The 12302-nt window shown below is 64.2% G+C and carries 11 protein-coding genes; 4 read left to right on the forward strand and 7 right to left on the reverse strand.

Features of this window, described 5'->3' with window-relative positions; all coding sequences use genetic code 11:
- Nucleotides 1–15: 15 nt before the first annotated feature.
- The 3 genes from BT183_RS05000 to BT183_RS05010 all read right to left on the reverse strand — a co-directional run bounded on the left by BT183_RS05000 (nucleotide 16) and on the right by BT183_RS05010 (nucleotide 3273).
- Nucleotides 16–1332, reverse strand: coding sequence for an MFS transporter (locus tag BT183_RS05000; RefSeq protein WP_072339564.1), 1317 nt, complete (start codon nucleotides 1330–1332; stop codon nucleotides 16–18).
- Between the two features lie 175 nt (nucleotides 1333–1507).
- Nucleotides 1508–2059 (reverse strand): single-stranded DNA-binding protein, encoded by a 552-nt coding sequence (ssb, locus tag BT183_RS05005; RefSeq protein WP_072339566.1) that lies wholly within the window; start codon nucleotides 2057–2059, stop codon nucleotides 1508–1510.
- A gap of 152 nt (nucleotides 2060–2211) precedes the next feature.
- Entirely contained in the window at nucleotides 2212–3273 is a 1062-nt protein-coding gene (locus tag BT183_RS05010; protein WP_143145668.1) for a hypothetical protein, read from the reverse strand.
- Nucleotides 3274–3559: 286 nt separating this feature from the next.
- On the opposite strand from BT183_RS05010, the gene uvrA reads away from it, so the two are divergent.
- The 3 genes from uvrA to BT183_RS05020 all read left to right on the forward strand — a co-directional run bounded on the left by uvrA (nucleotide 3560) and on the right by BT183_RS05020 (nucleotide 7151).
- Complete coding sequence (uvrA, locus tag BT183_RS05015) at nucleotides 3560–6451, forward strand: excinuclease ABC subunit UvrA (protein WP_072339570.1); 2892 nt, start codon at nucleotides 3560–3562, stop codon at nucleotides 6449–6451.
- A 121-nt stretch (nucleotides 6452–6572) separates the two neighbouring features.
- On the forward strand, nucleotides 6573–6731 hold the full coding sequence (locus BT183_RS20700; protein WP_177282395.1) for a hypothetical protein: 159 nt from the start codon (nucleotides 6573–6575) through the stop codon (nucleotides 6729–6731).
- A 270-nt stretch (nucleotides 6732–7001) separates the two neighbouring features.
- Nucleotides 7002–7151: a DUF1127 domain-containing protein gene (locus tag BT183_RS05020; RefSeq protein ID WP_072339572.1), complete on the forward strand. Its 150-nt coding sequence runs from the start codon at nucleotides 7002–7004 to the stop codon at nucleotides 7149–7151.
- A 91-nt stretch (nucleotides 7152–7242) separates the two neighbouring features.
- Here BT183_RS05020 and BT183_RS05025 read toward each other — a convergent pair whose 3' ends face one another.
- A complete protein-coding gene (locus tag BT183_RS05025; RefSeq protein ID WP_072339574.1) occupies nucleotides 7243–7890 on the reverse strand; it encodes a glutathione S-transferase family protein in 648 nt (215 codons plus the stop codon).
- Between the two features lie 52 nt (nucleotides 7891–7942).
- Between BT183_RS05025 and trmFO the strand changes: the two genes are divergently transcribed.
- Nucleotides 7943–9337: a methylenetetrahydrofolate--tRNA-(uracil(54)-C(5))-methyltransferase (FADH(2)-oxidizing) TrmFO gene (gene trmFO, locus BT183_RS05030; RefSeq protein WP_072339576.1), complete on the forward strand. Its 1395-nt coding sequence runs from the start codon at nucleotides 7943–7945 to the stop codon at nucleotides 9335–9337.
- Here trmFO and BT183_RS05035 read toward each other — a convergent pair.
- Genes BT183_RS05035 through BT183_RS05045 form a run of 3 tightly spaced genes read right to left on the reverse strand, consistent with a single transcriptional unit; the run spans nucleotide 9297 to nucleotide 12301 of the window.
- Complete coding sequence (locus BT183_RS05035) at nucleotides 9297–11057, reverse strand: DUF4153 domain-containing protein (RefSeq protein ID WP_177282397.1); 1761 nt, start codon at nucleotides 11055–11057, stop codon at nucleotides 9297–9299. The two genes, trmFO and BT183_RS05035, sit on opposite strands and share 41 nt — an antisense overlap.
- A gap of 2 nt (nucleotides 11058–11059) precedes the next feature.
- Complete coding sequence (locus BT183_RS05040; RefSeq protein ID WP_072339580.1) at nucleotides 11060–11914, reverse strand: phytoene/squalene synthase family protein; 855 nt, start codon at nucleotides 11912–11914, stop codon at nucleotides 11060–11062.
- A gap of 3 nt (nucleotides 11915–11917) precedes the next feature.
- Nucleotides 11918–12301 (reverse strand): Mth938-like domain-containing protein, encoded by a 384-nt coding sequence (locus BT183_RS05045; protein WP_244545246.1) that lies wholly within the window; start codon nucleotides 12299–12301, stop codon nucleotides 11918–11920.
- Nucleotide 12302 lies beyond the last annotated feature (1 nt).

Consider the following 12302-nt stretch of genomic DNA (forward strand, 5'->3'; position numbering starts at 1 on the left):
GCTTTTTGGTCGGCCTCAGGCCTCGGCCGGCGTGGGCGAGCCCGCATAGGCGGCCGAAAGCTGCCGGTAATATTTCGAGTTGAGCGCGTAGATCGTCACCAGCACGCCCAAAAGGCCGGCAATGGTGAACACCAGCGCGATGCCGCGCGGTGCGCCGGTGCCGAACCAGCCCCCGATGGCCTCGGCGCCGGAGCCATCGGTCATGAACGGGATCACGACGAATTCCGTCAGTGGCCCGATGAGGAAAGCCGTCAGCGGCGAGGCCGCCTGCTCGAGCGATTGCGCGAAGCCGAACACGCGCCCCTGCCGCTCCTGTGGCACCACCTTTTGCAGCGTCGTCTGTTCGGCTGCCTCCGCGAAGGGGCCGAGCAGCATCCACACGAAGCACCCCGCCACCAGCAGCCAGATCGACGACTGGATGGTGAAGACGCAGCACACCGACCAGGTGATCACATTGGCAAGCAGCAGCGTGCGCAGAGGATTTTTGCCCAGTCCCAGCCGTGCCACCAGGATGCCGCCCAGGATGAACGCCGTCGAAATGCCACCGAACAGGAGCCCCCAGGTCTGCACCGAAACCATCGAGAGCCCATAGGCATCGAGCAGCGCCATGAAGATGCCGCCGAGGAAATTGTTGAAGGTGGCAAAAAAGATGAGCGCGAAGAGCCCCGGCACTGCCGCCACCACGCGGATGGTTCCCGCGATATCGACCTTGCCCTTCGTCCCGCTGTCCGGCCCCGCCTCCGGGCGCGGTTCGTCGATCCGCACCGTGGTGATGTGGACAAATGCCAGCGCGGTCACGGCGAGCGCGAAGATCAGCACGCCCATCATGCCGGTCCAGGCCACCAGCACGCCCGAGATCACCGATGTGGTCAGAAACCCGATGCCGGTCGCCAGCCCAACGAGGCCGTTGGCCTTGTCGCGCCGCTCCTCGGGGATCAACAGGGTCACGAGCGTTGGCAGCGCGATCGAGCGGATATTGCCTGCCAGCACGCCCAGCATCGAGGCCAGCACGAACGACCAGAGCGCCGGCCCATAGGGATCGCGGAAGGCGTCGCCCGGCAGCGTCAGCAGCAAGACGAGCGCCAGCCCGTAGAATGCGAACGACACCGCGCTCGATCCCGCCATCACCCTCAGCTTGGGATTATGGTCGACGATGCTGCCCAGCCAGAAGCCGAGCCCGGCCGTGAAAACCAGATAGATCCCGGCGATCATGCCGGTCGCAAACACCGACTGGGTCTCGAGATAGACCCAGAAGGTGATGGCGAACCACACGGTGAAATTGGTGATGTTGGCAACCAGCGTGTTGCCGAGAACCTGATGAAACGGTGTCATCGTCTTGATCCATGCAGAGCCCAGAGCCCGTCACGGACGTCCTGAGGCTCGGAAAATCGGTAGAATGCCTATGCCCCGAGCCGGCGCGAGGCCGGTCGGGACGCCACCGCCGCGCCCTGCGCGATGGCTCCTGCACTGCTGATTTCCGAGCCGTGCGCGCCTTGAGCGCGAAGGCTCAGAACGGGATGTCGTCGTCCCCGCCGCTCTCGAAGGCCGGCTGTTGGGAGGGTCGGCGCTCGCCGCGTCCGCCCCCTTCGCCGCCGCCCCGGCCGCCAAAGCCGCCCGATCCGCCGCCACCGCCACCGCCACCGCCCGAGGAAAAGCCGCTGCTGCCCCCGCCATAGCCGCCACCACCGCCGCCGCCCTCGCCTTCACCCCGCCCGTCGAGCATGGTGAGGTTCGAGTTGAAGCCCTGCAGCACAACTTCGGTGGAATAGCGATCGGCGCCGCTCTGGTCCTGCCACTTGCGGGTCTGGAGCTGGCCTTCGAGATAGACCTTGCTGCCCTTGCGCAGATATTGCTCGGCAACCTTGGCAAGGCCTTCCGAGAAGATCACCACGCGATGCCATTCGGTGCGCTCGCGGCGCTCGCCCGAATTGCGGTCACGCCAGGTTTCCGACGTCGCGACGCTGAGATTGACGACCTTGCCGCCCGAGGGCAGGTTGCGCACTTCCGGGTCGGCACCGAGATTGCCCACCAGGATCACCTTGTTCACGCTGCCGGCCATGGCTCGTCCTCTTCGTCGCTTATGGCGCCTGGCACGAACCCGGCGCGGGCCGCCCGGACTATACAGAACCCGCCGGCCTGGCGAGCCCGAAATCGGGCGCATCCACAGTTTATGCCGACGATGTTCCTACTATGTTCGCATTTCCGGCTGTGTCAAGCCGCAACTGAGGCGGGCAGCAGCTGCCGCATCATCCTGCGATAGAGCCGATAGGCCGGCCCATTGAGCCCCATTCGCGACAAGGCCGCCGCCGGCACGATCACCCGCCAGTAGAGCCCCAGCAACTGCCGGCGCCCCGCCTCGGAGCCCATAAGCCGCCGCGCGACGGCGGGCGCTTCGGTGTAATACCGCGCAATATCGGCCCGGCCCTCTGCGAACCCGCTCATCCAGCCATCGCGCAGCCGCCTCAGGCTCTGGAGCTCCCAGCAATCATCTCTGAGCCCCACTACGGCGCAGCAGGCGGTGGTGAGAAAACAGCTGATATCGGGGTCATCGAAGATGATGTCGTTGAGGCTCGGCGCGCAGGGCGTCGTCGCGTCCCGCTCACGCATCCGCTCCATCCCCGCGATCACCGTCTCGTCGACGAATGCTGTGAAGCTCGGCGTGTCCACCGTGATGGCGCTGTAGGCAACCCCGCCGGACATGAGTTCGGCTTTGAACGGCAGGTCCGAGCGCAGCGCCTGATAGATCGTCAGCGCCGCATTGCCGCTGAAGCCCTGCGCGGTCGTGTTGGGGTCGAAACTGCCCTTGGCGAAGGCGAAGCCGCCTATGCTCGTATCGCCGCTCGTCAGTTGCAGCCCGATCAGGGCATCCTGGTCATGGGCAATCTGCACGACGCCGTAGAGGTTGCCGTCGCGCAACAGCGCCGTGATCGGGAAGGCGAGCGCGATCGTGCTGATCCCGATCGTGCCGTTTTCAAAGCGCACCAGTTCGCCCTTGATGGCCGCCTGGGCCGATTTCCGCCCCTCCGTCCACGTGCCATCGTAAAGCACGATCTCCTCGCCCAGCGCCGCGATGGGCGTCAGGAAGGTGAACTGCGCCTTGTCCGCCTCGATGAGGTAATTGGGCTCGCCATTGAATTCGGTGCCCAGATTATAGCTGATCTGGCAGGGCGCGCTCTCGGCTCTGGCCGGTCTCAGGCCCGCTATCGCGCCCACCCCCACGGCCGACAGAGCCGCCAGAAACCGCCGTCTTCCGCTCGAATGCATTGCCCTCATGCCCCCGTCCCCATTGCCATGCTGAGCTTGGACGCTTGGCGAGGCAAGTATCCTTGGCGCAAAATTGCGGGGCGCGATGGGCGAAATCACGCCTTGACCATTGCCCTCTTGTTCTGCTTGTGTTCGCCGACCTTTCGGCAATCCGCAATGTCTGCTGCGCCGTAACTCCATGTGGCGTCTGCAATGCGGCTGCGATCATTGTCATCGGGCGTTTATATGCGGCACCCCTGACACCATCTGACCGTTGTCTTGCCTTAAGGTGCCTTCTTCCCAGACTGGATCGATCATGGCCGACCTGCCCAATCCCAACCGAGACATCGTTATCCGCGGCGCGCGCGAGCACAATCTCAAGGGGGTCGACCTGCGCCTGCCGCGCGACAGGCTGATCGTGATGACGGGGCTGTCGGGTTCGGGCAAGTCATCGCTGGCGTTCGACACCATTTATGCCGAAGGCCAGCGCCGCTATGTCGAGAGCCTCTCGGCCTATGCCCGCCAGTTCCTCGAAATGATGCAGAAGCCCGATGTCGAGCACATCGAGGGCCTCTCGCCCGCCATCTCGATCGAGCAGAAGACCACGAGCCGCAATCCGCGCTCGACGGTGGGTACCGTCACCGAAATCTACGATTATCTGCGCCTGCTGTTTGCCCGCGTCGGCATTCCCTATTCGCCCGCCACCGGCCTGCCGATCGAAAGCCAGACCGTCAGCCAGATGGTCGACCGCGTCCTGGCCCTGCCCGAAGGCACGCGGCTCTATCTGATGGCGCCGATGGTGCGCGGCCGCAAGGGCGAGTTCAAGAAGGAGCTTGCCGATCTCCAGCGCAAGGGCTTCCAGCGCGTGCGCATCGATGGCACGCTTCACGACATCGAGGATGCCCCGGCGCTCGACAAGAAATACAAGCACGATCTCGACGTGGTGGTGGATCGCCTCGTCACCGGCCCGGAGATTGCCGGCCGGCTGGCCGAGAGCTTTGAAACTGCGCTCAAGATCGCTGATGGCATCGCGATCGTCGAATATGCCGACGAGCAGAACGAGGATGGCAGCCCGCGCAGCATTACCTTCTCGGAAAAGTTCGCCTGCCCCGTCTCCGGCTTCACGATTTCGGAGATCGAGCCGCGCCTCTTTTCCTTCAACAACCCCTTCGGCGCCTGCCCGGTCTGCGACGGGCTGGGCACCGAGGCCAAGATCGATGCCAATCTGGTGGTGCCCGATATCACCCTGTCGCTGCGCGATGGTGCGGTGCTGCCCTGGAGCCGCACCTCGGCGCCCTATTACCAGCAGACCCTCAATGCCGTGACCAAGCATTTCGGCGCCTCCACCGGCACCGCCTGGGAGGAGCTGCCCTTCGAGGTGCAGCATGCGGTGCTCTATGGCACCGGCAAGACCCCGATCACCTTCGTCTATGACGATGGCCTGCGCACCTACAAGACCACCAAGCCCTTCGAGGGCGTGATCGGCAATCTCGAGCGCCGCTACAAGGAGACCGAGAGCGCCGGCATGCGCGAGGAGATCGAGAAATACATGTCGGCCGCGCCCTGCGTCGCCTGCAATGGCTATCGCCTCAAGCCCGAGGCGCTGGCCGTCAAGATTGATGGCCTGCATATCGGCCAGGTCTCCGAGCAGTCGATCCGTTCGGCCCATCGCTGGTTCGCCGATCTCTCCTCCAAGCTCAACGAGACCCAGAGCGCCATCGGCGAGCGCATCCTCAAGGAGATTCGCGAGCGGCTCACCTTCCTTGTCGATGTCGGGCTCGATTACCTGACGCTGGCGCGCAATTCCGGCACGCTCTCGGGTGGCGAAAGCCAGCGCATCCGGCTGGCCAGCCAGATCGGCTCGGGGCTCACCGGCGTGCTCTATGTGCTCGACGAGCCCTCGATCGGCCTGCACCAGCGCGACAATGCCCGGCTGCTCGAAACCCTGAGGCGCCTGCGCGACCTGGGCAATACCGTCATCGTCGTCGAGCATGACGAGGACGCGATCCTCACCGCCGATTATGTCGTCGATATCGGCCCCGGCGCCGGCGTCAATGGCGGCCATATCGTAGCCGAAGGCACGCCCCAGCAGATCATCGACCATCCCGACAGCATCACGGGCAAATATCTTTCGGGCCGGCTCGGCATCGAGATCCCGTCGGAGCGGCGCCAGCCCAATCCGGCCCGCAAGCTGCATCTGGATGGCGCCACCGGCAACAATCTCAAGAATGTCTCGGTCGATGTGCCGCTCGGCTGCTTCGTCGCGGTCACCGGCGTTTCGGGCGGCGGCAAGTCGACGCTCATGATCGACACGCTCTACCAGGCCATGTCGCGGCGGCTCAACGGCGCGCGCGTCAACCCGGCCCCGCACAATCATCTCACCGGGCTCGAACTACTCGACAAGATCATCGACATCGACCAAAGCCCCATCGGGCGCACACCGCGCTCCAACCCCGCCACCTACACGGGCGCCTTCACGCCCTTGCGCGAGTGGTTCGCGGGCCTGCCCGAAGCCAAGGCCCGTGGCTACGGGCCCGGCCGCTTCTCCTTCAACGTCAAGGGCGGGCGCTGCGAGAAATGCGAGGGCGACGGCGTCATCAAGATCGAGATGCACTTCCTGCCCGACGTCTACGTCACCTGCGAGGTCTGCAAGGGCAAGCGCTACAATCGCGAGACGCTCGAGGTGCAGTTCAAGGGCAAGTCGATCGCCGACGTGCTCGACATGACCATCGACGAGGCCGCCGAGTTCTTCTCGGCCGTACCCTCCATCCGCGACAAGTTCACCACACTGCAGCGCGTCGGGCTGGGCTATATCAAGGTGGGGCAGCCGGCCACCACGCTTTCGGGTGGCGAGGCGCAGCGCGTCAAGCTCTCCAAGGAGCTTTCCAAGCGCGCCACGGGCCGCACGCTCTACATGCTGGACGAGCCGACGACCGGCCTGCATTTCCACGACGTCGCCAAGCTGCTCGAGGTGCTCCACGAGCTCGTCGAGACCGGCAACACCGTCGTCGTCATCGAGCACAATCTCGAAGTCATCAAGACGGCCGACTGGCTGATCGATCTCGGCCCCGAGGGCGGCGATGGCGGCGGTGAAATCGTCGGCGTCGGCACGCCGGAGGAACTGGCGGAAAACCCGCGCTCGCACACCGGCACCTTCCTCAAGGAGGTCATGGCCCGCCGGCCCCTCCGCCGCGAGGCCGCCGAATAGCCCTTTGCACGCCCGGCTCCATGCGCATCCCGCATGGAGCCCTTGAGCCCCGGGCGCTATCTCCGCTTCTCAAATCCCCGCACACTCCAACCTGGCGAAACCGTCGATAGGATTGACCGTCATGTTTGTCCGAGCCGTCTGGCGCATGCAGCGGCTGGTCGACATCAAGCAGACGCTGCGGGAGATGGATGTTCCCACGACACGCGACGCCGACATGCTCGGCCTCTCGGGTCCGGACTTTTCCAAGATGACCCGCGGCCTGTTCGACCGGAAACCCTGAGCCGCAAACTGTGCATCCGGCACCTCAGGCCGCTGTCTCCCCGGAGGCGGCGGCCAACAGCATGTGTACCAACACAATTGCATAGCTTTCGCGCGTGCCTGCCACGTGTATGCATCGAACTTGCCAGTGCTGCGTGGCACACGCTTAACGCCCGGTGAACGTTCACAAGCCAAGCCCTGCACACAGTGCATGGCGGTTCTGACCAATCACCGCCTGCTCAACCCACCCGAACCGCCCTAGATAAAGGTCGTCAACAACGGGAGAACTTCCATGGGTATCCGCAATACATTCCGCCGCTGGGCCGCTTATCAGCAGACGGTGCGCGAACTGAACGCCCTCGACAACCGCCAGCTCAATGATCTGGGCATCGTCCGCACCGATATCGGCCGCATCGCGCGCGATCATGCCAAGACGATCTGACCGTCTGGCGCCTCTGACGACTTCGTTTCGAACGCCCGCCTCTCCTTGAGATGCGGGCGTTTCCTTTTTCGACTTGCGCGTTACTGTTCGGCTAAGGCGTTGACCGCGCCCGCAGCTCTTCATAGGAGACGCAGACCGTCTTCGTATAGGCCGGCCGATCGCGGATACGACGGTAATAGGCTTCCACATTTGGCGTGTCGGGGCGCTGTATATCCATGGTGTACCACCGGTAGAGCGCGGCACCGACGACAATATCGCCATAGCTCATACTACCGCCCGCCACAAATGCCCGATCGCGCAACTGCGCATCGAGTATAGAAAACGCATTGGCCGCCGTTTTAAGCGCTGCTTGTATTGCCGCAGGATCCTGCTTTTCGACTGGCGTCCGCACCGTCAGCCAGAACACCGCAAGCCATGCCGGCTGAAACGTTGTTGCAGTCCAGTCGGTCCATTGGTCCACAATAGCCCGCTCGGCAACATCTTCGCGCCACAGCGTCATCGCACCATATCTTGCCGCAAGGTAGCGGACGATCGCGTGGCTCTCCCAAATAACCAGGCCACCGTCTCTCAGCGTCGGCACCAGCTTATTGGGGTTCATCGCCACATAGTCTGGCGATCCCGTACCCCCATGGCGGCCGCCCAGCGGAATCTGCTCATAGGGCACGCCCAGTTCTTCGAGCGCCCAGCCAACCTTCTGCACGTTGGACGACGTCGGCCGTCCCCATAATGTTATCGCCATCACCCCTCCAAGCGCGATTGCACCGCCCCCGGCCCCTTGCTATCTCCAACCCATGAAAACCAAGTCAAACCAACCTGTTCACGTCATCGGCGGCGGTCTCGCCGGCAGTGAAGCCGCCTGGCAGGCCGCCGAGTCGGGCGCCACCGTCATCCTGCACGAAATGCGCCCCGTGCGAACCACCGACGCGCACCAGACCGAGAGCCTCGCCGAGCTCGTCTGCTCGAACAGCTTCCGCTCGGATGATTACCGCCACAACGCCGTTGGTCTCCTGCACGAGGAATTGCGGCGCTGCAATTCGCTGATCATGCGGGCCGCGGACCATCACGCTCTTCCCGCCGGTGGCGCCTTAGCCGTTGATCGGCATGGGTTTTCTGACTTCGTGTCCCAGGCGATTGCTGCTCACCCGCGCATCGAGCTGCGCCGCGAGGAGATTGCCGGGCTTCCCCCCGCCGAGTGGCAGAACGTCATTATCGCCACGGGACCACTCACCTCGCCTCCGCTCGCCGAGGCCATCGGGTCGCTCACCGGCGAGGATGCGCTGGCCTTCTTCGATGCCATCGCCCCCATCGTGCACGGCGACACGATCGACTACGACATCGTCTGGGCCCAGTCGCGCTACGACAAGCCGGGCCCCGCCGGCACGGGCGCGGATTACCTCAATTGCCCCATGACGGAACAGCAATATAACGCCTTCGTCAATGCGTTGCTGGTGGCCCCGCTGCACGAGTTCAAGGAGTGGGAGAAGGTCCCCTATTTCGATGGCTGCCTGCCCATCGAGGTGATGGCCTCGCGCGGGCGGGAGACCCTGCGCCACGGCCCCATGAAGCCGGTCGGGCTCACCAATCCCCGCGATCCGCTGGTCAAGCCCTATGCCATCGTGCAACTGCGGCAGGACAATGCGCTGGGGACGCTCTGGAACATCGTCGGCTTCCAGACCAAGATGCGCTACGGCGTGCAGGCCGACATCTTGCGCATGATCCCGGGCCTCGAAAATGCGCAGTTCGCCCGCCTCGGCGGACTGCACCGGAACACATTCCTTAATTCGCCCAAGGTCTTGCAGCCCGACCTCACCCTGCGCGCCGATCCGCGCCTGCGCTTTGCCGGCCAGGTCACGGGGGTCGAGGGCTATGTGGAAAGCACGGCTGTCGGGCTGATCGCCGGGCGCCTTGCGGCCGCCGAATCGCGCGGGGAAACGCTGCCCACACCGCCGCCCAGCACCGCGCTGGGTGCACTCATCGCCCACATCACCGGCGGGCATCTGGAAGCAGAAGCCTATTCGGGCGCCCGCAGCTTCCAGCCGATGAACGTCAATTTCGGTCTGTTCCCGCCTGTTTCGATTACCAAGCCCGAAGGCCATGTCGGCCGTTGGAAGTCGACCGAAAAGACGTTGGCGAAAAAGGAAGCGATCACGAGCCGGGCGCTGCAGGATCTCGAGGCGTGGCGCTAGTTTTGGGACCTTCGCCGGCGAAGATCACACCCGACAGTCCGTAGACTGATACTTCGCCGCTCGCCCCGACCTCAAAGCTCAGATCATCGATGATGAGCCGATAGGCTCTGCCGGCCAGCACGAAATCCAGGACAGGATCCGTGAGTGTCTCGCCCTCTTGTCGGTCCAGCCAGGCGGCGAGGTCGATAGCAACGGACTGCCGTGGCACAGGTGTTCCGTCCGAGACCACGAGCTCAGCTGCCTTCACCACGAAAGCCAGGCCGGCACTGGCATTGCCGGTGCTGCCATAGGCCGAGAACGCGCCAATAAAAAACGGCGTGTCAGCGACATTGACCTCAATGGCCCGATCGCGGGAGCGGTATTGGCGCAGTTCATCAGGCAGCGCCGCCTCTGGAATGCCGAGAGCCTGTCGCAAAGCATAAGGGCCTGCAAGCCGGTCGTAGGCCACGCCCCGTGCCTCGGCGATCCGTAACAGCACGGCGCGTCCCTCATCGCCCTCATAGGCGAGATAGTCCAGAGCGCCACGTGCGCGCTCAGCCGCTTCGGGGGTCATCGGAGAAATTGCGATGGCCGTTTCGAGGCGCCGGGTCTGATCGGCGCGTGGCCAGGCCTCGACGTTCCAGGGCCCGATGCTCGCGATGAGCAGGAACAGCCCGGCTAGCGCGGGGATAAGGCGAATATCGCCTTTTCCCAGCAGATGAAAGCCGGTGAGCGAAGCCGCGCACAGCCCGCCCCAGATCAGGCCTACGCGCTCCGGCGTCAGCCCATAGGCAGCGATACGCTGCCACACCGCCAGGGCGAAAAGTCCGAGGGGTACGATCGTAAGCCACCACCAGAACCGCAGGAAAAACCGGACGACAGGCTGCCTGTCGAAACCGCTCGGATAAAGAATGAGCCAGGTGGCCGCACCGGTGATGGTGAAACCCATCACCATCCAGCCCAGCATGCCTTTGGGCAACGTACCCGTGACGATGATCTGGAGGCAGTAGGCGAGCAGGATCAGCGCATAGGCCAGCAGCATCGGCACGAGCACGAAGGGCCCGAGGAACCCCGAGGCACGTTGCAGCAACTCCGGCGTCTGCGCGTCGAAACCGACACCATCAGGGTGAGGCTGCACGGCCAGCCAATACACCGGGACGAAGAAGACCCCGATGACCGGGAGGACCCACTTGTAGAACACGGCTTCGACATCGAGGCCGAACAGCACGCCAAGCGAGCGCTCGATGGCAACCGTACCCAACGCAAGGACGAGGAAGGCGAGCAGTGCGAAAGCGGCAGTAGCCACCGCGACATTGTTGAGCCACCAGAACCGCATCTGCATCGCCTGGCGTTCGCTGCCTTGCCCGACACGGGTCGAGGCGGCAAGCGATAGCCAAAGCACGGCGACCACCGGCAGCGCATAAGGCACGTAAAGGTTTGTCCAATCGGGCAGGAAGGCCAGCATGGCGAGCACCGGCACCATCCAGGCGAGAGCCATCCCGAGAGCATGGCGTTCAGGCCGAGCTTCTCGATACAGCACCCCTGCCGCAGCCACCATCGCTCCGGTGGCAAGGCCCGCCGACAGACGGGCCCAGAGCTCGGAGTCCAGTTTGACCAGCTCGTTGATCCAGCCCAGGGTCACGGCGGTGAGCGCCGCAAGCAACAGAATTGCGAAAGGAAAGCGAGCGAGGGTGGCGGCCATGTCGGGTGCGAGCCGACCGAAAAGCTTTTGCCACCGCATGGTCATCTCCGGCTGTTGCGCCAGGTCCAAAGCGACAGCGCAAAGAGCTTCTGCCAGTCTGCCTGTTGGCGGGACGGCTGGAAAGCCTGCCCACCCCCGGTCCAGTCACGGAGCTGCCGCTCGATCAGCGCCATTTGCGCGAAAGCGGGTCGCACGGTGGGCGGCATTTTGCCGATCGCCGCTTTTGCCTTGGCAAGATGCTCACCGGCAAAATCATGGATTTGCCCCAGCGCTTCCGCCAAACCTTCACTGAGGGTGCCCGAGAAAATCTCGCCCTCGGTGACGCCATTGGCAGAGAGCACGGACCAAGGCAGGAAGATCCGGCCCTGCGCCGCATTGTGGCCGAAGCTTCGCAGGTGCCCGACATACGCGTGGGCAACGCCCAGATGTCCGGCGGCATCGGCCGTGTCGCCCTCGGGCCTCCCGCCCAGCATCAGCGCGACGAACTGATACAGCGTCGAGACTGTCTCGCCGGCATAGCCTTCGAACGATGTGATGTCGGGCATCGGGTCGTCATAAAGATCGAACCTCCGTGCCGCGAGCAGGCGAAGCAGGGGGACGGTCGGCAGTTGGTGCTTGGCGAGCACGTCCAGAAGCGCTGCGGCGAGTGGGTTCTGTCGGACGGCACCGTGATCCTGCCCCTGCAAAGCATCTGACCACCATTGCAGGCGGATATCACCGGCCCGCGGGTCGCGCACCCGATCGCGGATGCTGGCCACCTCTGCATTGAACGCATAGAGGGCCTGGGAATCTCGGCGAATTGAGGCGGGCAGCATCAATGAGGCGAAGTAGCGATCGCGATCAAGGCGCCGCAACTCGCTGGCGACGTAATCCGAACCTGCTGCCAGCTCGGTCATGCCTTAGCGGACGCGTGGAACGGCGATCAATGCCGCGGCAATGGAGCGTTGCTCTGCAAGCAGCACGTTATAGGTGCGGACGGCGCCTCCGGTCGCGATGGGCTCCACGACCACAGCAAGTTCGCGCAGTTGCGCGCGAAGGTCTTTTGGGAAGGCGGCGATGTCCATGCCCATCCCAACCAGCAGCACGTCGATGCTGCCGGCTTCGGCAAGCACAGGCGCCAGGGCCTCGACGTTTATGCCGCTAGCTGCTTCGGGAGCCCAGCCATACATTCCCGAGGGAAGGCAGAGCAGGGAGCCGCGATGCGACATCCCTGCAAAGCGAAAACCGCCATTGCCATAGGCCTCGATTGGCACCTGCTGGGGGTAGTGACCGAGATCCTCCAAG

The sequence above is a fragment of the Devosia enhydra genome, from assembly GCF_900119845.1.
Classification (GTDB): Bacteria; Pseudomonadota; Alphaproteobacteria; order Rhizobiales; family Devosiaceae; genus FPKU01.

Excerpts from the sequence above, each read along its gene's own strand:
- trmFO (WP_072339576.1), top strand. The coding sequence starts at position 7,943 with ATGAAAACCAAGTCAAACCAACCTGTTCACGTCATCGGCGGCGGTCTC.
- BT183_RS05010 (WP_143145668.1), bottom strand. The coding sequence starts at position 3,273 with ATGAGGGCAATGCATTCGAGCGGAAGACGGCGGTTTCTGGCGGCTCTG.
- BT183_RS05020 (WP_072339572.1), top strand. The coding sequence starts at position 7,002 with ATGGGTATCCGCAATACATTCCGCCGCTGGGCCGCTTATCAGCAGACG.
- BT183_RS20700 (WP_177282395.1), top strand. The coding sequence starts at position 6,573 with ATGTTTGTCCGAGCCGTCTGGCGCATGCAGCGGCTGGTCGACATCAAG.
- BT183_RS05035 (WP_177282397.1), bottom strand. The coding sequence starts at position 11,057 with ATGCGGTGGCAAAAGCTTTTCGGTCGGCTCGCACCCGACATGGCCGCC.
- BT183_RS05000 (WP_072339564.1), bottom strand. The coding sequence starts at position 1,332 with ATGACACCGTTTCATCAGGTTCTCGGCAACACGCTGGTTGCCAACATC.
- BT183_RS05025 (WP_072339574.1), bottom strand. The coding sequence starts at position 7,890 with ATGGCGATAACATTATGGGGACGGCCGACGTCGTCCAACGTGCAGAAG.
- ssb (WP_072339566.1), bottom strand. The coding sequence starts at position 2,059 with ATGGCCGGCAGCGTGAACAAGGTGATCCTGGTGGGCAATCTCGGTGCC.
- uvrA (WP_072339570.1), top strand. The coding sequence starts at position 3,560 with ATGGCCGACCTGCCCAATCCCAACCGAGACATCGTTATCCGCGGCGCG.
- BT183_RS05040 (WP_072339580.1), bottom strand. The coding sequence starts at position 11,914 with ATGACCGAGCTGGCAGCAGGTTCGGATTACGTCGCCAGCGAGTTGCGG.